At 66.6% G+C, this 18,929-nt stretch carries 30 protein-coding genes and 1 tRNA gene; 26 read left to right on the top strand and 5 right to left on the bottom strand.

Annotated features, from left to right (window positions below; all coding sequences use genetic code 11):
• Positions 1 to 112: 112 nt before the first annotated feature.
• Positions 113 to 1,489: a hypothetical protein gene (locus DEJ18_RS10045; RefSeq protein WP_111210952.1), complete on the top strand. Its 1,377-nt coding sequence runs from the start codon at positions 113 to 115 to the stop codon at positions 1,487 to 1,489.
• A 198-nt stretch (positions 1,490 to 1,687) separates the two neighbouring features.
• On the opposite strand, the gene DEJ18_RS10050 is transcribed toward DEJ18_RS10045, so the two are convergent.
• Positions 1,688 to 1,888: an ImmA/IrrE family metallo-endopeptidase gene (locus tag DEJ18_RS10050; RefSeq protein WP_111210951.1), complete on the bottom strand. Its 201-nt coding sequence runs from the start codon at positions 1,886 to 1,888 to the stop codon at positions 1,688 to 1,690.
• Between the two features lie 52 nt (positions 1,889 to 1,940).
• Positions 1,941 to 2,651 (bottom strand): helix-turn-helix transcriptional regulator, encoded by a 711-nt coding sequence (locus DEJ18_RS10055; protein WP_111210950.1) that lies wholly within the window; start codon positions 2,649 to 2,651, stop codon positions 1,941 to 1,943.
• 122 nt (positions 2,652 to 2,773) lie between these two features.
• On the opposite strand from DEJ18_RS10055, the gene DEJ18_RS10060 reads away from it, so the two are divergent.
• From DEJ18_RS10060 to DEJ18_RS10115, 12 genes are all read left to right on the top strand, one after another.
• Positions 2,774 to 3,001 carry a helix-turn-helix domain-containing protein gene (locus tag DEJ18_RS10060; protein WP_111210949.1) on the top strand — a complete coding sequence of 76 codons (228 nt, stop codon included), beginning with the start codon at positions 2,774 to 2,776 and terminating at the stop codon, positions 2,999 to 3,001.
• Complete coding sequence (locus DEJ18_RS10065; protein ID WP_111210948.1) at positions 2,998 to 3,195, top strand: hypothetical protein; 198 nt, start codon at positions 2,998 to 3,000, stop codon at positions 3,193 to 3,195. The genes DEJ18_RS10060 and DEJ18_RS10065 overlap by 4 nt, the downstream gene beginning before the upstream one ends.
• Before the next feature lie 448 nt (positions 3,196 to 3,643).
• Entirely contained in the window at positions 3,644 to 3,799 is a 156-nt protein-coding gene (locus DEJ18_RS10070) for a hypothetical protein (protein ID WP_181434231.1), read from the top strand.
• Positions 3,800 to 3,850: 51 nt separating this feature from the next.
• The gene (locus DEJ18_RS10075) at positions 3,851 to 4,252 is read left to right on the top strand and encodes a hypothetical protein (protein ID WP_111210947.1); all 402 of its coding nucleotides are present in this window, start codon (positions 3,851 to 3,853) and stop codon (positions 4,250 to 4,252) included.
• Entirely contained in the window at positions 4,249 to 4,734 is a 486-nt protein-coding gene (locus DEJ18_RS10080; RefSeq protein WP_111210946.1) for a helix-turn-helix domain-containing protein, read from the top strand. Before DEJ18_RS10075 ends, DEJ18_RS10080 begins: the two co-directional genes overlap by 4 nt.
• Positions 4,731 to 4,997 carry a hypothetical protein gene (locus DEJ18_RS10085; protein ID WP_111210945.1) on the top strand — a complete coding sequence of 89 codons (267 nt, stop codon included), beginning with the start codon at positions 4,731 to 4,733 and terminating at the stop codon, positions 4,995 to 4,997. Before DEJ18_RS10080 ends, DEJ18_RS10085 begins: the two co-directional genes overlap by 4 nt.
• Positions 4,994 to 5,497 (top strand): hypothetical protein, encoded by a 504-nt coding sequence (locus tag DEJ18_RS10090; RefSeq protein ID WP_111210944.1) that lies wholly within the window; start codon positions 4,994 to 4,996, stop codon positions 5,495 to 5,497. Before DEJ18_RS10085 ends, DEJ18_RS10090 begins: the two co-directional genes overlap by 4 nt.
• On the top strand, positions 5,497 to 6,333 hold the full coding sequence (locus DEJ18_RS10095; RefSeq protein WP_146241598.1) for an LvrA C-terminal domain-related protein: 837 nt from the start codon (positions 5,497 to 5,499) through the stop codon (positions 6,331 to 6,333). The genes DEJ18_RS10090 and DEJ18_RS10095 overlap by 1 nt, the downstream gene beginning before the upstream one ends.
• Positions 6,284 to 6,631, top strand: coding sequence for a hypothetical protein (locus tag DEJ18_RS10100; RefSeq protein WP_146241597.1), 348 nt, complete (start codon positions 6,284 to 6,286; stop codon positions 6,629 to 6,631). The genes DEJ18_RS10095 and DEJ18_RS10100 overlap by 50 nt, the downstream gene beginning before the upstream one ends.
• Positions 6,632 to 6,659: 28 nt before the next feature.
• Entirely contained in the window at positions 6,660 to 6,782 is a 123-nt protein-coding gene (locus tag DEJ18_RS10105; protein ID WP_258376963.1) for a hypothetical protein, read from the top strand.
• On the top strand, positions 6,769 to 8,307 hold the full coding sequence (locus DEJ18_RS10110; RefSeq protein WP_111210941.1) for an ATP-binding protein: 1,539 nt from the start codon (positions 6,769 to 6,771) through the stop codon (positions 8,305 to 8,307). Before DEJ18_RS10105 ends, DEJ18_RS10110 begins: the two co-directional genes overlap by 14 nt.
• A gap of 43 nt (positions 8,308 to 8,350) precedes the next feature.
• A complete protein-coding gene (locus DEJ18_RS10115; protein WP_111210940.1) occupies positions 8,351 to 9,151 on the top strand; it encodes a hypothetical protein in 801 nt (266 codons plus the stop codon).
• Positions 9,152 to 9,262: 111 nt separating this feature from the next.
• Here DEJ18_RS10115 and DEJ18_RS10120 read toward each other — a convergent pair whose 3' ends face one another.
• Positions 9,263 to 9,442 carry a hypothetical protein gene (locus DEJ18_RS10120; protein ID WP_111210939.1) on the bottom strand — a complete coding sequence of 60 codons (180 nt, stop codon included), beginning with the start codon at positions 9,440 to 9,442 and terminating at the stop codon, positions 9,263 to 9,265.
• A gap of 70 nt (positions 9,443 to 9,512) precedes the next feature.
• Between DEJ18_RS10120 and DEJ18_RS10125 the strand changes: the two genes are divergently transcribed.
• Positions 9,513 to 9,584 (top strand) — tRNA-Arg (locus DEJ18_RS10125).
• Here the strand turns inward: DEJ18_RS10125 and DEJ18_RS10130 are convergent.
• Together DEJ18_RS10130 and DEJ18_RS10135 are read right to left on the bottom strand one after the other, a co-directional pair.
• Complete coding sequence (locus DEJ18_RS10130; RefSeq protein ID WP_146241596.1) at positions 9,585 to 9,950, bottom strand: hypothetical protein; 366 nt, start codon at positions 9,948 to 9,950, stop codon at positions 9,585 to 9,587.
• Positions 9,951 to 10,169: 219 nt separating this feature from the next.
• Positions 10,170 to 10,541, bottom strand: a complete 372-nt coding sequence (locus tag DEJ18_RS10135; RefSeq protein ID WP_146241595.1) for a hypothetical protein — start codon at positions 10,539 to 10,541, stop codon at positions 10,170 to 10,172.
• A gap of 269 nt (positions 10,542 to 10,810) precedes the next feature.
• On the opposite strand from DEJ18_RS10135, the gene DEJ18_RS10140 reads away from it, so the two are divergent.
• The 12 genes from DEJ18_RS10140 to DEJ18_RS10195 all read left to right on the top strand — a co-directional run bounded on the left by DEJ18_RS10140 (position 10,811) and on the right by DEJ18_RS10195 (position 18,908).
• Positions 10,811 to 11,089, top strand: a complete 279-nt coding sequence (locus DEJ18_RS10140) for an HNH endonuclease (protein WP_111210936.1) — start codon at positions 10,811 to 10,813, stop codon at positions 11,087 to 11,089.
• 49 nt (positions 11,090 to 11,138) lie between these two features.
• On the top strand, positions 11,139 to 11,972 hold the full coding sequence (locus DEJ18_RS10145; RefSeq protein WP_111210935.1) for a hypothetical protein: 834 nt from the start codon (positions 11,139 to 11,141) through the stop codon (positions 11,970 to 11,972).
• 292 nt (positions 11,973 to 12,264) lie between these two features.
• Complete coding sequence (locus DEJ18_RS10150; RefSeq protein ID WP_111210934.1) at positions 12,265 to 12,681, top strand: hypothetical protein; 417 nt, start codon at positions 12,265 to 12,267, stop codon at positions 12,679 to 12,681.
• Positions 12,644 to 14,137 carry a terminase large subunit domain-containing protein gene (locus tag DEJ18_RS10155; protein ID WP_111210933.1) on the top strand — a complete coding sequence of 498 codons (1,494 nt, stop codon included), beginning with the start codon at positions 12,644 to 12,646 and terminating at the stop codon, positions 14,135 to 14,137. The genes DEJ18_RS10150 and DEJ18_RS10155 overlap by 38 nt, the downstream gene beginning before the upstream one ends.
• 9 nt (positions 14,138 to 14,146) lie before the next feature.
• A complete protein-coding gene (locus DEJ18_RS10160) occupies positions 14,147 to 15,481 on the top strand; it encodes a phage portal protein (protein ID WP_111210932.1) in 1,335 nt (444 codons plus the stop codon).
• Between the two features lie 62 nt (positions 15,482 to 15,543).
• Positions 15,544 to 16,179 (top strand): hypothetical protein, encoded by a 636-nt coding sequence (locus DEJ18_RS10165; protein WP_111210931.1) that lies wholly within the window; start codon positions 15,544 to 15,546, stop codon positions 16,177 to 16,179.
• Between the two features lie 54 nt (positions 16,180 to 16,233).
• Positions 16,234 to 17,178, top strand: coding sequence for a phage major capsid protein (locus DEJ18_RS10170; RefSeq protein WP_111210930.1), 945 nt, complete (start codon positions 16,234 to 16,236; stop codon positions 17,176 to 17,178).
• Between the two features lie 11 nt (positions 17,179 to 17,189).
• Complete coding sequence (locus DEJ18_RS10175; protein ID WP_111210929.1) at positions 17,190 to 17,522, top strand: hypothetical protein; 333 nt, start codon at positions 17,190 to 17,192, stop codon at positions 17,520 to 17,522.
• Complete coding sequence (locus DEJ18_RS10180) at positions 17,467 to 17,874, top strand: hypothetical protein (RefSeq protein ID WP_181434229.1); 408 nt, start codon at positions 17,467 to 17,469, stop codon at positions 17,872 to 17,874. The genes DEJ18_RS10175 and DEJ18_RS10180 overlap by 56 nt, the downstream gene beginning before the upstream one ends.
• On the top strand, positions 17,874 to 18,224 hold the full coding sequence (locus tag DEJ18_RS10185) for a hypothetical protein (protein ID WP_111210927.1): 351 nt from the start codon (positions 17,874 to 17,876) through the stop codon (positions 18,222 to 18,224). Before DEJ18_RS10180 ends, DEJ18_RS10185 begins: the two co-directional genes overlap by 1 nt.
• Positions 18,221 to 18,496: an HK97 gp10 family phage protein gene (locus DEJ18_RS10190; RefSeq protein WP_111210926.1), complete on the top strand. Its 276-nt coding sequence runs from the start codon at positions 18,221 to 18,223 to the stop codon at positions 18,494 to 18,496. Before DEJ18_RS10185 ends, DEJ18_RS10190 begins: the two co-directional genes overlap by 4 nt.
• On the top strand, positions 18,489 to 18,908 hold the full coding sequence (locus DEJ18_RS10195) for a hypothetical protein (RefSeq protein WP_111210925.1): 420 nt from the start codon (positions 18,489 to 18,491) through the stop codon (positions 18,906 to 18,908). Before DEJ18_RS10190 ends, DEJ18_RS10195 begins: the two co-directional genes overlap by 8 nt.
• The last annotated feature ends 21 nt before the right edge of the window (positions 18,909 to 18,929 follow it).

The following is an 18,929-nucleotide window of genomic DNA, read 5'->3' on the forward strand; positions in this document are numbered from 1 at the left end:
CCTGGCAAGCAAGACGCCCTCGCAGCCCTTTGGGCGGGCTGCGAGGGCGTCTCTCTGTAGCTAGACAGGGCTCGGCGGTGCAAAAGCCGGCCTTGCAAAGGACAATCGTGCCATGCCGCACGCGAGCCATCACCTCAACGACAAGCAGCTCCGCGTGCTCCGCTGGGTCGAACGCGGCTGCCCTGACGGTGAGTACGTCGACGACAACTATGGCCACCGCATCACCGCGAAGGCGCTCGCCAGCCGCGGTTTGCTGACCATCACCGGGCACGGTCCGAGTTGGAAGGCAGTTCTCACAGCGGCCGGCACCGCTCGGGTGGCTGCCGAACAGGGAGCGCCGACGGTGCAAGCGCCGGACTCAGGAGCTCAAAGCAGCGCCGCTGAAGAACTCGTCGCGCGGCTTGACGCAGCAGGCCGTGCGCTCACGATCGACAAGCCGGACGGCGATGTCGACTACGTCAAGCTCGTTGACGCGGTGAATCGCAGTGATGCCCGACCGCGAGGCAAAAAGCTCTCGTGCCGACGCAAGCACTGGACGCAAGCGTGGCCGCTCGTGATCGAGTACGACGACTTCTTCTGGGATCTGGTCGACGTGCCGAATGTCCCTCCGGTCGCGCCGCGCGCCCGCCTAGGAGCGCACGCCAAGACCTTCGCTGAAAGCAAGTCTGATCAGTTCGTGACGAAGGAGCTGATCCCCCGAGCATCGCGAGTCATCGAGGCCTTCGCCCGCTATGCCGAGCAGCTGGGCTACGCGGTTCGGGATCCTCGAGAGGTCGACGCGAAGAAGCAGCGACGTGGGGAGCGCATACCTCCGTGGAGTGGACACGTCGAGGTTGACACGGGCGACACCGTCATGCGAATTCAGCTGCGGGAGGTCGCGGGCCGCGGTGGGAAGAAGTTCGAGTACTACCAAGCCGGGAAGTTCGACCAGCAGGAGTACAACCGGATCCAACGTCTCCCCGCTTGGCAGCAGAGCCGCCACTACTGGTTCGTCCCCACAGGCCAGCTCGAGATCCGTCTTGCTCGCCCCAACTCTAGCTTCGATGGCGCGAAGTGGGCTCAGACGAAGACTCGGACGGTAGAGGACCGTCTCGGGGAGGTCTTTCAAAGCATCGAGGTCGGTCGGCTGCAGGCTCAAGCACGGGTGCGTCAGGCAGAAGAACACAAGCGACAGCGCGCTGTTGACTGGGCTGCAGCGATGGAGAAGGCGAAGCGGCTCTTCCGCGATGAACAGCGGCGGGCGCTTATCGCCAGCCATGCAGCCACATGGGCGGAGTACCAACAGCTGGAATCGTTCACCGATGAACTGGTTCGGCGATACCAAGCCGGTGAGGACGACCTAGGGCCATGGGTCACACTCGCGCAGTCGGTCACCGCCGACGCCGACCCCTTCCGCAGCCTCTCCGGCCACACCTTCCCCGACCCGAAGCACGAAGATCTCCGCCCGTTCCTACGAGGGTGGAGCCCGTACGGGCCGGAGCACCAGTAGGAGCCATCAAGCCGTGGGCAGCAGGTTCGCGGCGGCAACGTCTGCGCCAAGCTCCCCACGAGCCGATCGACTGCACGTGCGCTCGCCCCGAGGCGCTGGATGCACATGGCTCGATAGTCGTCGATCACCTCGACGGTCACCCCGAGCTCGTCGGCGATGTGGAAGACGTCGGCGCTGACGTTCTCCGCGGATGCGTAGTCAATCGAGTGCACTAGGAGGAAGGCGGCGTAGGCACGCGCCGTCCCGCCCGTCCCCGCAGGTGTGCCCGTGGTGAACGTGCCCAAGCTCGTGCGCGACGACGCTGCGCTTCTCGTTCGGTGTCGAGCTGATGTCGACCTTCACGACGCGTTGCTCGGCGTCATAGAAGCCGTTGGCGTCGTCGATGTGCACGTACGCGATCCGGACGCCGTAGGACGCTGCGAGCTAAATCAGGTCTTTCATGCACTTCCTCTCATTCAGCGTGCGGCTCATCCGCCTTTCTCGGTCCTCGGTGTGCCGACTCGCCATAGGCCGACTGCACCTCAGCCTCGGTCTCAATGCCGGCCTCGTCGTCTTCGCCCGGAGGTGAGACGCTCGGCTTCGGGAAGCTGATGCGAGACCGGAAGGAGTCCTTCCGGGTCGAGTTTGCGTCCGCTCTTGCTGCGATCTGCGACGCCCGGAAGATGATCTCCTGCAGCGGGTCGTGACTCTTCGTCGCATTGAAAACGGAGTAGGTGCCGGAGTCGATCACGATAGAGACAACCGACGCAGTCAGCTGACGAATGAGTTCTGGATCCACGCCGCTTGCGGTAGCGAGCTCCGCCCAGTCCAGCGCTTCCGCTGCCCCGTCGTACATATCCGACAGGTTTTGAATCTGCTCTCCGTTGAGGGGACCGTCACCAAAGATCCGGCGGACGGATGCTCGAAGGTCCGACTGAAAGTCGTCGCCGTCGATGTCCATGTTGATCTGTGGAGGCAACTTCATTGCCACATCGATGTCCGCCTTGGGGAGGAAGCGCCTCACGTCCGACCACCACTTTCGAGGCACTGCGTCGTCGCTGCTGCGCTCCCAATTGCCTACGGTTCGGAGAGATACGCCCACCCGATCTGCTACCTGCTGCTGGGTGAGGTGGGCTGCTTCGCGCGCGCTCCTCAACGACTCTCCTGTGATCACGAACGCCATTCAAGCAGAATCAGGCAACGGATGGCAACCGCCGGACCGCTCCAACCCCACAACCGCGCGACACGAAGGAAAACTTCGTTGCCACTCCCGCCAAACGCAGTCTTTTTGCCTACTATGGACACATGCAGACACGACGACTGAACGGGACGGCCCTCCAGGTCATCCGCGAACTCGCGGGTCTCCGTCACGGGCAGCTCGCCAAGCGTGCGGAGGTCGACCCCGGCTACCTCACCAAGCTCGAGAACGGCGCACGACAGCCGTCCCCCGCTGTCATGCGCAGGCTCGCTGACTCCCTTGGGGTCTCGCTGGAAGCAATCAGCTACCCGGTCATCACGCAGGAGGCTGCATGACGGTTCCCCGCATCGAGTTCGCTCCCGCCCTGTTCACCCGGGAGCTCGCCGCCTACTACATCAGCGGCAGCCTTCGCGACGTTGATGACCTTCGAGCCAAGGGTGAGTTGATACCCGTCGGCGACACCAAGCGGATCAAGTTCCGCAAGGAGGACCTCGACCGCTACGTCGCGGGCCTCACCGAGCGGGACTAACCGCTCCCCCTTCTTCCGACCCGCGCGCCACACGGATGGCGCTGGTCGGCGCGCTCGGAAACGGCTCTGCGGAGCACGCCCCCGCCGCAACAGAACCTTGAGAACTCAACAGCGTGGCAACAAAGCAAGGCGAGACGTACACGGCACCCGTCGCTGGGCAACCCGTCGTCCCGCACCAAGCATTACGGACCGAGAGCTACCCCGCGAGGGGTCAACACGGCCGCCCAGCGTGCGGTCAGGAACGGCTCGGTTCACGCCCGTCCCCAGGAGCAGGCACGCCTGCGGGGTCAGACCGAGATCGGCACTCGGAACGGGCACACGACGCACGTCGTCATCTTCCCCTCTGACACGAAGGAGCACCGATGCACCGCACCCGCATCACCAACTGGCTCGTCCCCATCGGCATCGTCAGCGTCTGGTTCGCCGCGATGCTCCTGCCGTCCGGGCTGTGAGCGACGAGCCCAGCGACGACCTCGCCCCCCGTGGCTGGCGGAACTACACCCGCAGCAAACGGGCCCGCGAACTCCGCCGCGATCTCGCGCAAGCCGACGAAGACCTCGAGGTCAACGACTGGTACCTCGACCCCGACCAACCCACCACATGACGAAGGCCCGGCGCTGGAACGCCGGGCCTTCACTCCCGAAGGAAAATCACAATGACTTCCAGCAGTGTCTCACACCCCTCTGACATCGATGCCGCTGTCCTCCGCGAGTTCGGAACCGACACCGTTGACGTCAACCTGACGTACGTCGACCAGGTCCGCGTCGGAGGCAAGGTGCAGCCGATCGAACCGGGCACACAGTTCAAGCTCTCGACTCGTCGTGACAACGTCATGCCGACGAGGGTGTACGCCGACGCTCCAGAGCGCATGGCGCACCTCGACGACAAGGCCCCGGGCTACCTCTGGGGCGGCGACGACCCCGACGAGCCCGGCAACCCCCTCGGATTCGAGTTCGTGTTCCTCGGCATGTACGAGTACGTCAACGCAGTGGTCGACCAGCGAACCCTCGAGGTCAGCGTCCGTTTCCGTCGCGTAGCCGAGGCGGTGGCCGCATGAAGACCGCACCCGCCGGCACCGGCCGCCACCTCAAGGCCCTCCGCGAGCAGAGCGGCGTCTCCCAGCCCCTCGTCGCCGCCATGGCCGGCACGTCGACCGCATACCTGGCGAAGGTCGAGGACGGCCTGTTCGACCCGACCCGGAGCTACGTCGGCAAGGTCACCGAGGCGGTCTGCCGGCTGATGAAGGACCCGCCGCGTCCCTGCGCTGTCCTCGGCTGCGACAACACCCGACACATCGACGGCATGGACGGCCGTACCGGCACTCCTGGCCTTCACCACGCCGACGAGAAGCGCGGCAACGGCTGGATCGTCTCAGTCGAGCGCGTCGACGACCAGGACGACGAATGGTCGGTGTACGCGGAAGTGTCGGACGACATGGCGCTCGCCGCCGCGGACTTCCTCGCTTTCACCGCCGCGTACCAGGAGGCGAGCGCGTACGCAGCGGTCCTCAACCGGAAGCCCACGACGGTGACGACGTGACTGCGGCGAGCGCCGCCGTCAGCACGACGGCACCGCTGCCTGTCACATCAGAGCAGTTCGAGGACGATTCGCCCGTCGTCGTCGTCGACCTCACCCCTCTTCGCGGTTCGCTCCACGGTGACGGCTTCGGCTGCGACGGCCACACCCTCACCCTCAGCCCGGACGCCGCTGATGCGCTCGGCGCGTCCCTCACCGCGAAGGCCGCCGCGATCCGGCAGGGCCTCCCCCTCGACATCACCTACACGGACGGAGACGAATCGTGACCAACTTGACGCACCACCTCGCAGTCAGCGGCACTCTCTCCGCCGCTGCACGGGAGGCCTTGAACGACCACCTGTCGGCCCCCTGCGCCGTGTTCGACATCCTCGAACAGGACAGCGGCACTTGGACACCCGAGGACGCTGAGGCAGCTGCGCGGGAGCTCGAGCGGCACGGGTATGGCACCGTGCACGACGGGCACTTCCTGTTCGCCATCGCCCTGCGCGAGCCCCCTCAGTTGCCGACTGACCACCTCGACGAGCTCGTGCCGGCGCTCGCCCTGGTCGACCGCGTCTTCGACGAGGTTATGCAGCAGCGCACCGAGGCGACGCCGAACCCGACCAACGCGCTCGGCGTCTCGTTCCCGATCCTCATGCAGCTGCAGAACGTGCTCCGGCTGGCCGTCTACGGGCAGCAGGGCAAGCTCACGCACGCTGACATGGTGGCGCAACTGCCCGACGTCGCGACCATGCTCGCCCGAGCGATCCGAGCCGAGGTGAGCTGATGGGGATCCGACGCTCAAGCCTCAGCTTCGAGGGACGCTATGTGCAGGTCCCGAACGACTGGGCCCGCGACAACCGGCTTTCCCGGCGAGCGAAGGGGATGCTCCTCGAGCTGATGTCGCACCGCGTGGGCTGGCACATCACCATCGCCGCGCTGCAGCGAACAGGCCCGGAAGGGCGAGACGCGATCCGCACCGTCGTGAACGAGTTGTCCGCGTTCGGGTACCTCCGTCGGGTGCAGAACAGAGGCGACGGGGGCCGGTTCAACGAGGTCGAGTACGAGCTCAGCGAACCGCTCACCGCTGACGGAAAACCCGACATCGGTGGATTCGCCGGTGACGGTTCATCCGACGACGGTTCACCCGTCGTCGGTGAATCCGACACTAAAGAAGACCATCTACCAGAACACCATCTGGAAGAAGACGATCAACAAGAAGTTCTCTTGCTCGCTCCTCCGGAGACGAGCGTGATCGAGTCTCTTGCTGACGCCTTCGAGCGGTTCTACAAGGTCTACCCACGGAAGGTCGGCCGCCTCAAAGCCCAAGCCGCGTTCTTCCATGCCGTGAAGGGCGGGACGCCTGCGCACACGCTCATCGAGGCCGCTCGTCGGTTCGCGAACGATCCGAATCTGCCTGCCAACAAGCAGTTCATCGCGCACCCGGCGTCCTGGCTCAACCAGGGCCGTTGGGATGACGAACCACTGCCGAACCGTGCGCAGACACCCACTAAGCAACCGGCCTACGTCGCGAACCTCGACGTCGTCCGTCAATTCGAACAGGAGGAACAGCGTGAACAAGACCGAAGTCTCGAAGCTGCTCACGGTCGCCTCGGCAATTGATCACCGCAGCATCACGCCGGAGATCGTGAACGCGTGGCACGCCATCGTCGGCGATATCCCATTCGACGAGGCGCAGACGGCACTCATCGCACACCGCCGCACGAAACCGGGCGTCTACTTCGAGCCCGGGCACATCATCGAGCAGCGGAAGCTCCGCGTGGCTCGCGAGCGGGAGGTCCGGGGCCCGCACCCGCCTCCCCCGCCCGGTCAGCGGTGGGCCGTCGACGCGATCGAGAACGACCCCGAGTACGGCGAGCCGGGCGGAGTGGGGGTGGTTCCGTTTGGCAACGCGACGTGAGCTGCGCCGTCAGCGGGACGACGCGTTGATGCGAGCCGAGCACGCCGAGCGGGAAGCTGCCCGGCTGCACGAGCTGAACATCGCGATCACGGAGCCGCTGACGTTCGAGGAGTACGGGCAGATTGGGCGGAGCGCCGATGGGCAGGGCTAGCTTCGACCGCGTCATCGACGCGTTCACGAACCAAGGGCTGCGCGTCTACCAGAAGGGAAACGACTCCGCCGAAGCGCAAGCGCCCGGCCACTCCGGACGGGACCGGTCGGTGTCGATCCAGTCGATCGAGGGCAGCACCCTCGTCTACTCCTTCTCCGACCCCATCACCGACGTACTCGCCGCCCTGAACCTGACCATGCAGGACTTGTTCGACGAGCCCCGCAAGGGCATGGACTACAGGTACCAGGGCGGGCGGGTGGTGCACCGGTCGCCCGACAAGCGGTTCTTCCAGTCGGGGAACAAGGAAGACCGGTCCCTGTACCGCATCGAACGGGTCAACGGCGACGTCTCCGTGGTCTACGTCGCCGAGGGTGAGAAGGACGTCCTCGCGCTCGAGAAGCTCGGACTCGTCGCCGTCTGCAACCCAGGCGGAGCCGGCAAGTTCGGGCTCTACGACCTGGAACCGTTGCACGGCAAAACGGTCCGTGTCGTGCGCGACATGGACGAGCCGGGGCTGCGGCACGCGCTGCAAGTCCGTGACCTGCTCGCAGGCAAAGCGGCCTCAGTTGAACTGCTGCAGCCCCACGTCGGCAAGGACCCCGCTGAACACATCGCTGCAGGCTTCGGCTGGGGCGACTTCGAGCCGATGGTCCTTCCCGAAGAGCAAGCGGCACCGGCACCGGTCGACGAGAACTTCGAACGCCTCGTCGCGCAGAAGATCGAGATGCTCGAGGTCAACGACGAAGTTCAGCGCCGCCGTGCATCTGTCGGCGCTGCGATCCTCGAACCGAAGTACCTCGCCGACATCCTCAACATCGCGGACACGCAGGACTGGCTCATCCCCGGCCTCCTCGAACGACGCGACCGGCTCATCCTCACCGGCGGTGAGGGGTCCGGGAAGTCGTACTTCAGCCGTCAGCTCGCCATCGCCGCGGCCGCCGGCGTGCACCCGTTCCATAACCAGCAAACCGCGCCCATCCGCGTCCTCGCCATCGACGCGGAGAACAGCGAGGTCCAGTGGGCACGCAACGCCCGCTACGTCACGAACATGGCGCGCCAGTACGGCACCGACGACCCCGGCAAGCAGGTCCTCGTGTCCGCCGGCACGCGTCTCGACCTCACCCGGCAAGCGGACCTCGACCAGGTCCACAAGCTCATGGACAGCCACAAACCCGACCTGGTGTACATCGGGCCGCTCTACAAGCTGCTGGCGAAAGCCATCAACTCCGACGACGACGCAGCCCCGCTCATCGTCGCCCTCGACGGGCTCCGGGAACGCGGCGTCGCGCTCGTCATGGAAGCGCACGCCGGCCACGGCAAGTCCCTCGGCGGCGAGCGCGACCTCCGCCCCCGCGGGTCATCTGCACTCCTCGGCTGGCCCGAGTTCGGACTCGGCCTCCGCCCGATCGAAGACGACGACTCCATGGTCGCCGTCGTCCGTTGGCGCGGCGACCGCGACGAACGGCACTGGCCGAAACACCTCCGCCGAGGGAGCCCGGGCGAAATGCCCTGGATGCCCGCCTGACCCAGCCCACCGAGACCACCGAGACCACCATGAAGGAGCCAACGTGACGGACACCACCACAAAGTACGAGAACGCGCGCGATGCGCTGCGACAGGCCCCGGACCTGATCGAGCACATGGTCGCCCTCATCCCGATCAAGACGAAACCGGGCGCGGACGACACGGTCCGGTCGAAGCGAGTCGAACCACCGCTGCCGTTCAACGAAGGGGCGTTCAGCGATGCGAACGAGCTTTACGGGCGCATCGTGCACTGGGCACTGTTCTGGGGCAACGCACTTAAGGTGCAATCCCCTGGACCGGCGAAACAGGCGTGGCGTACTCGTGCCGGCAGCGTCGTCGGGTTGCCTCTCGGCAGCGAGCCCCACCAGGCTCGCTACGACGTCTCGATCATGTCTCGGTGGCTGCTCATCCACCTCGACGAGATCTTCCGCCGTCAGCCCGACGACGTTGCTTACTTCACGACCGAGCTCAACGAGATCCACCAGGCGGCGGCTCGCTACCCGGTGAACGCAACACCGCACTGGTCGAACCTCAGCTGCCGTGTCGGTGGGTGCGGCGGCCGGGTGGCGCTGTACCCGTTCACCAAGGTGAAGACCTGGACCGAGAAGGGCAGGCAGGTGTTCCTCCCGCCCGAGGGCGCACGCGTCCTCTGCGTCGAGTGCTCGGACCAGTGGACGCAGGCTGAATACAGCGACGAGATCGAGCGCCGGCTGCTCGCGGTGAAGGAGCAGCAGAAGGCCGACCGGGTGCAGGCAAGGCTCGCGAAGAAGTACGCGACCCCCTCAGTGCTTCCGAAGTTCCTCGGCACCGTTGCCGGGAAGGTACGCCACCCCAAGCCGGAGTGACACGCGGTCCGACTTGACAAACGCAGGCCCCGTTGGCGCTATGCTGTCCGTGACACCGCATGCCCGCCAGGGAAATCCCGGGCGGGCATGCTGCGTTAGTGCGCGTCAGAACTACTTCTTGATGACGACCGCGCCCGGCTGGGTCCCACCCGAGACGTAGCGGTAGGCCAGCGCGAGGTCTTGGATCTGCTGAGTCGGCCACCCGTCCTCGATTGCCTTATCGATCTGGGCCAAGAGCCTGATCTCGGTGTCGTAAGCCTTCGCCTGAACCTTGAAGCCATCAGCAGCCATGAGTAACGCCTTTCGTTAGAGGGATGTGCCGCATCATCTCCTCCACCGCCGACATCTCGTCGGCCACCTCGCGCCCCTAGCTCAGCGGAAGAGCACGCGGTTTCTACCCGCACGGTCGGCAGTTCGAATCTGCCGGGGCGCTCTACCGGGACATCCAGAGTTCGATCGCGACCTCGTCGAAGGGCGTGTCCAGCGGGATACCCGTCTGCAGCTGAATCCACTGGGGCACGATCTGGCCGTTGTAGAACGTGATGCCGTCTGCTCCCCCTCGCCGTTCTCCTCGCGAGTTGAACGTCACCTTCATCTGGAAACCGACAGAGCCGGCGGGTTCGTAGATCTCGACCCCCGCCGGATCCAACATCAGATCGAACCCGAGGACGCCGCCTGGCGTTTCGCCCTCCACAGTTGCTTGTTTGACAGCGATCACCTGCGGTCCGTCATCGGCCCACGTCATCTGAACGGGGAAGGAGGATCCGTCGAGGGCTTTCCCAACCAACGTCTTGTTCACGTCACCAACAGTAAACGCCTTCTTCTTCGGCCCGCAGACACGCACCTCATCGTCCTGCTGCGTGGAGCTCGGGGATCCCCTTCTGTCGACGTGACGTGGTTCGGGTCACGGCACGGCGAGGACCCTTCTGGCCGCCGAGCCAGAGGAGATGCGCCGCGCGGTCCTCACCACCGCACAGTGGTTGCCCCTCTGCCTCACCCTGATTGCCAGGACGATCACCTAAGCGCCATGCGCGTTGAGCGCTCCGATCGCGACGAACGTACCGCCAACGATCCCGATCACGATCGAGACAATGGACGTGATCGAACGAGTTCGGTCGGACTCATCGATACCCCACGCATCGAGAATGACCAAAACGCTTTGAGCCACGACCGACAGCACCACGAGAACTGCCCCGATGACGTCCGCGAAGACGCGGAATGGACTCCCCGCATCCTTGGTGTAGACAAAGTGCGCCGCAGCGATAGCGAGTGCGAGGGCCACCGGAACGATTCCAACGATGGCCCACCACGCCTTGGGCGGCTTGCGGTGGTCACCACCTGGCTCGGCGTTGACTGCGACAGTGGCCAAACTCGACTCGACGTTGGTCACTACTTGGGATAACTCCGCAACATCAGCCCCCAGCACGTCGAGCCGCTCTGATAGTTGCCTCTTGCTCACAAACTTCCGCACAGCTCGCCCTCTCGACCAAGCAACTGAGTTCGTAAGGAGCAAGAGCATGCGCCTCACAAGACGCGTCGAAACGATCGTCGAGGTCGCCACCAAGCGTGAGCGTCTCCTCCGGGCTTGATGCATGCCCTGGCGTACCAGCGCCCACCCCGTGAACACCTCACCAACACGCACACGCCCCGGGAGCCCGCATGAGCACGCCGCGCAACGGTCACGGGCACCGTGCCTACCGCCGTGCGCAGGCCGCACTGAAGCGACGCACCGCAGCCGAGAACCTGCACTGCTGGTGGTGCGGCGAACAGATTGACATCACACTCCCCGCCGGACACCGTGACGCCTTCACCGCTGACCACCCCGACGCTCTCGCCAACGGCGGCCGCCTCGCCGGCCAGGAGCTCCAGCCGATGCATCGCCACTGCAACGCGAGCAAGGGCGACAGCGCGGCCGTCGACATCTGGCCCGCGTCCTGAAGGTTCACACGGTGGGGGCCGTGTCACGATCGTCTGCTAGCTTCTCTGCATGAATGAGGATATGTCGCGGCGTGTTCCTAAGAGCAGCTTTGACGAGAAGACGGTCTTCGTAATCTCGCCGATCGGCGAGGTCGGCTCTACCGTTAACCGCAACGCCCGGCTGACGCTCAACTTCATCATTCGGAAAGCGTTCGCGAAGCCCGAGTGGGCTGTCCACCGCGCTGACGAGGAAGATGCGCCCGACTCGATCACTGCGCAAGTAATTAAGCGCATTGCGGATAGCGACCTGATCGTTGCAGACCTGACTGGCCATAATCCCAACGTCTTCTATGAGCTCGCAGTTGCGCACGGATTCAAGAAGCCTGTGATCCATCTCATGACGAAGGGTGAACGCCTCCCGTTCGACGTAACTGATCAACGAGCAGTCTTCTACGACTTGCAGGACCCGGAATCCGTCGACTCCGCGATTAAGGCGCTCCGAGGTTCTCAACAGTGGCTTCAGGACCATCCGGACGAGATCCGCAACCCGCTTAGCACCTACGGCGCTTTTGAATCGTTGTCTGCTCATGAACCGGGCGCTGAGAGCAACGCTCGCATCGCCGAGGCCCTGGCTTCCATCAGCGCCCGCATCGGGCGACTCGAGAACGACGTTCGCTGGGCACCAGGACCGACAAGCGTCGGGAGCCACATCCTGCGAGCTGTGGGCACTACGCGTTCAGCGGAGCCAGATCGCGAGGACCTTCTTGAAAAGCTCCTGCGTATTGAAGACGCCATGGCAGACCTCGGGGCCGATGCCGACCCCGATGACGACGCGGTACAACTGGAGCTTCGCTACCTCGGCCGCGAACGGCAGAGCCTTCGTGGCTACCTATTCGGGGAGTAGGTACGCGGCTGGCAAGTCGCCCGAATCTTCATCGCATCCGATGCGCCGTCCACTCGCTCAGCGGACGCCCCTTAGCGGGTGCTCCGCCCAGTACCGGGCGGCTACACGAGCACGACTGCGACGCACTGACCTCGCGCTCGACCTCAGGGATCTCGACCGCCGCCGCTGACCCAGGGGGTACCCCTTTGAACCGCAGGGCCTGCCTACTTCCCGCCTGACCTGGCGCGTCTCTCCCCACTCCAAAACGTGTGATCGACACCAATTGGAGTCGACACCAGTTGGAGGTGCTGCCGTGCCGCGTCCGAAGGCCCCGTGTGGCACTTACTCGGCGTACAAGCGGCACCTGCGGGACGGATCGCCGGTCGACGCAGCGTGTGCAGCGGCTCGTGACGAGCGCACGCAGACGGTCGCGGCTGAGCGCAGCGCGAAGAAGTTCGCGACGCCGGTCCTCACGTTGGTTCCTGCGGACCCGGTGGCGGACGAGAAGCGGATGCAGCGTGCGGAGGTGCTGCGCGAGGGTCTCGAAGTCGTGCGCGCTGCGATCGCTGTCGTGAAGGAGTCCGAACCGGCCCGGCTGGCCCCCCTGCTCAAGGAGCAGCGGGAGATCGCCCGTGAACTCGGCGAGATCGACGCCGCGGAGGGAGCGAAGAGTGAGTCCCTCGGCGAACAGCTTGCTCGAGCGCGAGCTGCACGGCAGGCAGGAGCCTAGGCTCCTCACCCTCCCGCCGCGCGCCGGCAGCAAGGTCGACGAGCTGCTCGATCTGCTGTACCTCATCGGGGTCGGCGTCGACCCGTGGCAGGAAGCGTCCCTCGACGCGTTGCTCTCGGTCGATGACCGCGACCAGTGGACGTGCACGGAGTTCGGGGAGCTCGTCGCTCGCCAGAACGGCAAGGGCAACGTGATCCTGCCGTACGAGCTCGGGCACCTGTTCCTGTGGCCGCGCGAGGACGGCGAGCCGAAGCTCATCGTGCACACCGCTCACGAGTTCAAGACGGCCCGCGAAGCCTTCCGCCGCATCGAACGCATCATCCGGAGCTCCCCGCTGCTCGTCGCTGAGCTCAAGGGCGGTGTCCGCGGCGGCATCTCGACATCGCACGGCGAAGAGGGCTTCGAGCTGAAGGACGGCACCCGCCTCCGGTTCCTCGCCCGGTCGAAGAACTCCGGCGTCGGCTTCACCTGCGACGTCCTCGTCGTCGACGAGGGGCAGCAGACACCGATCTCGGCGATGGACGCGCTCCTCCCGACGATGTCGTCCGTGCCGAACCACCAGATCCTGTTCACCGGCACCGTGCCCGACGAACTCGACGACTCCGAGTACTTCGAGGGCGTCCGAGACCGCGGACGGTCCGGTAGCGACCGCCGCTCCGGCTGGATCGAGTTCTCCCCGGACGGCTCCGACGACCCGGACCTGGCCGCGGGCCTCGACATCGAGGATCGCGAGCTGTGGGAGCAGGCGAACCCAGCTCTCGGCATCCGAATGAAGCCGGAAGCGATCGAGGACGAGCTCAACCGCCTCGGCCGCGACTCCTTCCTCCGCGAACGCCTGTCCGTCTGGCCGAACCGCCGTCCGGACGCCGCCGTCCGCCTCTCCGAACTGAACCTCAGCGCGTGGAGGGACTCAGCGACGCCGGCCGCGTCCGTCGCGGGCGAACAGGCGGTCATCGCAGTCGCCCTGGGCCGCGGAGGCGGCTTCGGCACCGTCGCCGCAGCGTCTCGCTTCGACGACGACCAGATCGCCGTCGAGCACAAGAAGACCGACCGGCAGACCCGGTGGATCGCCCCGTTCGTGCGGGACCTGAAGGCGGAACTCGGCGACGCGCTCGTCGTGCTCGACCCGAAGAACGCCGCGGCCATCATCAACGACCTCGACAAGCTCGGTGTGAAGTACCTGCCGATGAACATGAACGAGATCGCGGGCGCGCACGGCGGCTTCATCGAGGACGTCAACGCCGGACTCGTGCCGCACCGCGACCAGGCCGAGGTGACCGCGTCGCTCGAGCTCGCGACGACCCGGTCGATCGGGAACGCCGGCATGACGTGGGAACCGTCGGACCCGACGAAGCCCATTACCCATGCGCAGGCCGTCACCTGGGCGCACTGGGGCGTGAAAAAGCGCGAAGCGGCACCGCCGCGGAAACCAGCCGTCGTGCGCGGCTACGCCTAGGAGGTACGCATGCCGCTCAACGCGACCGACCTCGGGACCCTGATCTCCGAGTTCTGGCAGTCAGCCCGAAACGAGTGGACGCGGCTCACGACGCTGCAGAAGAAGATGGAGGGAAAGCTCCTCCGCACGTGGATGCCGGACAGCGCCGACCTCGAGTACAAGGACCTGTTCCGGAAGGCGTCGAGCCCCTGGCCGTTGTTCGCTCGGAACTCGATCGCGCAGGGCTGCCGTATCGAGGGCTACAGCGACTCGATCGTCTGGCGGAACGCGTGGCAGGCGTCCGGCATGGACGGCCGGCAGGTCGAGCTGAACCGCGACGCGATCGGGCTCGGCTACTCGTACCTCGCGTCCCTTCCCCACGCGTCGCCGAACCGCGTCGTCATGCGTCCCATGTCGTCGCTCGTCACCTTCGCGGCGTTCGAGGACCCGTACGACGAGAGCCCGAAGCACGTCCTGCACCTCGTGTCCGGGTCGCTGAGCAAGCCGCGCACGCAGCGGTGGATGTTCATCGACTCCGAGGGCGTGTACCGCTTCGAGGGCGCTGCCCGCACCCCGGAGCGTCTCACCTTCGACGCACACGGGCTGACCCACTGTCCGGTCGCTCGCATCGAGAACACCCTCCCGGTGCTTGGGTCCCCGAAGTCGTCCATCGAGGACGCGCTCCCCGTGTACCAGCGCATCGTCGACGCGACGTTCACGCTGCAGATGGTGCAGCGGTACGGGGCGTTCCCCCAGAAGTGGATGGCTGGCGGCGAGATCGCCACCGACGCGAACGGTGTCCCGCAGGTCCGCTCGAGCGTTGACGGGCTGCTGCACGCGTCCGGCGCGTCCGGAGAGACGGCCCGCTTCGGCACGTTCACCGCGGCGGATCTCCCCGGCGTCGTCACGGCGCTGAACAAGCACATCCAGGACTTCTCCGCGCTCGTGCAGGTGCCCCCGCACTCCTTGCTCGTCCCGATGTCGAATATCAGCGGCGACACCATCACCGCGTCGGAGTCCGGCTACAAGCGCAACATCCGCGACCGGCAGACGGCGCTTGGTGAGGGCTACGAGCTCGCCATGCGGAACGCCGGCGCGCTCCTCGGCGTCGCGGACGAGACCCTGCTCGACGCGGAGATGGCGTGGGCCGACGAGTCGACCAGGTCGCTGGACCAGGTCGCCGACGCCGTCGTGAAGCTCGCCTCGGTCGACGCGCCCCTCGAACTGCTCTTCGGCCTCGTGCCCGGGTGGTCACGTGTGGACGCCCTCGACGCAGCAGACGAGGTCACCCGCCGTCGCGCCGCGGTCGCCGCGGGCGCGTCCCGGCCGGCGCTGCCGCCGGCACCCCAGAACCCACCCGCGTAGCGGGGACGCAGGCACGGCACCTGCTTGAACTGCCGGTACATCGACGGATCTACGGAGGAACCATGTTCGACCCCTTCAACCTCTCGACCGCCATGCTGCGGCCACGTCTCCGGTTCACAGGTGACGGCGGCGACGGCGGTGGCGGCGGGAACGAGTCCACCGGCGGAGACGGCGGCGGTCAGTACACGCCGCCCGCGACGCAGGAGGACCTCAACCGCATCATCGAGTCCCGTCTGGCGCGCGAGCGCGAGAAGTTCAAGGACTACGACGACCTCAAGGCGGCGAAGGGGAAGTACGACGAGCACCTCGAGTCTCAGAAGACCGAGCAGCAGAAGGCGGTCGAGGCCGCCCGTGTTGAGGCCAGCGGCGAGGTCACGCAGCAGTTCCTGTCGAAGCTCGTGAACACCGAGGTCAAGGCGATCGCCGCGACCCTCGGCTTCAACGACCCGACGGACGCGCTGCAGATCATCGGCTCCGACCTCCCGGTGAAGGACAACGAGCCCGACACCGACGAGATCAAGAAGCGCGTCGAGAAGCTCGCGACCGACAAGGCGTACCTCGTCGGCGGCACCCGGCAGCGGCAGGAGCCACGTCGAGAACGCCGAGGTGAGCCGGTCGACGACGACAAGCGCAAGGGCGGCAAGAGCAAGGCGGCGGCCGCGCTCCGGCAGCTCGGCGCTGCACGTCGCGGTTCCTGACACCCACCCCCGCATCCCGCCGTACCGGCGACCCACAGAAGGAGTCATCTGCTCATGGCAGACATCACCCGCGACGACGTCGCGACCCTCATCCAGGAGGAGTACTCGAACGTTCTCCTCGAGACCGCGTCGGCGGAGTCCGCGGCCCTCGCGAGCTTCCGCAACGTGCCCCTCGGCACGAAGATCACGAACGCGCCGGTCCTGGCGACGCTCCCCGAGGCCTACTGGGTCTCGGAGTCCGCGACCGACGACTCGGGCGTCAAGCCGACCTCGAAGGCGACCTGGGGCAACAAGCAGTTCGTCGTCGAGGAGATCGCCGTCATCGTGCCCGTGCACGAGGACACGATCGAGGACGCCACCGAGGACATGCTCAACAACATCACCGTGCTCGGCGGCACGGCGATCGGCAAGAAGCTCGACCAGGCGGTGTTCTTCGGCAAGCAGAAGCCGGCCACCTGGACGAGCCTCGACCTGCTCGCCGCCGCCACGGCCGCCGGGAACATCTTCCAGGTGTCGGCGACGCCGGGACCAAACGACCTCGCGGGGTCGATCTACCAGGCCGCCGGTGCCGTCGCGGACTCGGGTGCCGACCCGTCGGCGATCATCTCCGCGAACGGCCTCCGCTTCCGCCTCGCGAACCTCCGCGGCGCGGACGGCGCGGCGATCTACCAGCAGACCCTCGGCGCTGGCGGCGCGACGCAGAACAACATCGCCGGCCTCGACGCCCAGTTCGCGAAGAACGGCTCGTGGGACAACGCGAAGGCCACCGCGATCGTCGCGGACGGCAGCCGGGTCCTCATGGGCGTCCGGCAGGACATCACGGTCAAGTTCCTCGACCAGGCCACCATCGGCACGGGCGAGAACCAGATCAACCTCGCGGAGCGCGACATGGTGGCCCTCCGCTTCAAGGCCCGGTACGCCTACGTGCTCGGCAACACCGTCAACGCCACCGGCACGGCCTCCGAGCCCGTCGGTGCCGTCGTCCCGGCCGCGGCCTGAGAGGGGACGTCATGACGACGAACCTGACGCACCCCAAGGGGCAGACGGTCACCGTGCCGGACGAAGCCGCCGCCTACTACCTCGAGAAGGGGTGGTCGGTCGCCGGCGCGGAGACGCCGCACGAGCGCGACGTCGTCGAGATTCCGGAAGGGGTCCCGGAGGAGTCGTGGAAGGGCGACCAGCTCGACGCCTACGCCGAGCGCGAGGGCATCGACCTCGGCTCCGCCTCGAAGAAGGCCGACAAGGTCGCCGTGATCGTCACGGCCCTGCAGGAGAAGGAGGCCGCTGATGGAGCTGACACCGGAAACGGTACGGAAGTTCCTGACCCCGAAGCAGGCAGCTGACCCCAGGGTCGACGCCTGGTGTCCGGTCCTCGCAGCGCTCCTCACGGCGCGATACGGGGACCGGATCACCGACAAGGTCGCCCCCGTGTTCACCTCCACCGCAGCTGACGCCATCGGCCGGCGCATCGACAAGCCACAGAGCATGATCGACCGCCAGTCCGTCGGCGCCGCCTCGGTGCAGTGGAACACCCGCTCCGCGATCGCCTCCTGGCTGCTCCCCGAAGAGGTGCAGCAGCTCGACGACCTCGTCGGCATCGGCGGCGTCCGCACCGTCCGCATGCCGGCACCGGACCAGGTGCGGTACGGCAACCTCGTCGACCCCGAGTGGGCAGGCACCATCACGGAGGACTGATGACGTTCGCGCACGGCACCTCCGTCCAGCGGCTCCGGGCGGGCCTCACGATCGACCCGTACTCCCACAAGGAGACGCGGTCAGACTGGGCCCACCCGGAGCCGCCGCTCGACATCCCCGGCGCGTTCGTCGCCTCCGCGTCCTCCGTGGGCGTCGCCGACACGAACCGCCAACAGGTCATCACGACCAAGTCCCTCTACTGCGAGCCCGGCCTCGACGTGCAGCTCGGCGACCGCATCGTCTCCGGCCCTCACACGTACACGGTCGAGTCGCTGCCGGAGGCGGACGTCAACCCGTTCACCGGGTGGCAGCCAGTGCAGGAGATCCCGCTGCGGGAGGTGCTCGGATGACGACGAAGTTCAACGACGCGTTCCTCGACCAGCTCGGCAGCAGCCCGGAGGTCGTCGCGATCCTCGAGAGCACCGCCGAGAAGATCGCCGCTCGCGCGCGCGGCACCGCGGAGGTCGACACCGGCGCGTACCGGGACGGCATCATCGTCCGCACCCGGCAGGCCGCGCACCGGACCGTGGTCGAGGTCGCGGCGACGGACGAGAAGTCGATGTTGATCGAGTCCTTCACCGGCAACCTCGCCCGCGCCGCCGGGTCGGTGAGCCGTGGGTAGCGCCGTCATCCACGACGACCTCGAGCTGTACCTCACCGAGCGGCTGCGCGCCGATCTCGCCGCCCGGCCGGAGCCGTACTGCCAGGGGTTCACCGTCTCGAACAAGTGGCCAGACCCGGTCGAGTCCCGCCCGGACCGGCTGCTCGTCATCCGCGACGACAGCGGCCCCAGCACCTCGTTCATCACCGCCGACCGGTCGGTCGGCTTCACCCTGCTCCTGCCCGACGAGCAGGACGCGAACGCGGCGGCCCGCATGGTGCTCGCCCTCGCCACCCAGGTCCCCGGCCTCGAACCCGGCAACCCCGTCGCGATCGTCCGCTCGACGAACGGCCCGTACGCCGTCACCGAGCAGGCACCCGGCTTCCGCCGCTACCTGACCGTCACCTACGGCGTCGCAGGCCGCGCCCTCTGACCCAGCACCCCCACCTACCCC

Origin of the sequence: Curtobacterium sp. MCSS17_015, from assembly GCF_003234265.2 — a bacterium.
Classification (GTDB): Bacteria; Actinomycetota; Actinomycetes; order Actinomycetales; family Microbacteriaceae; genus Curtobacterium.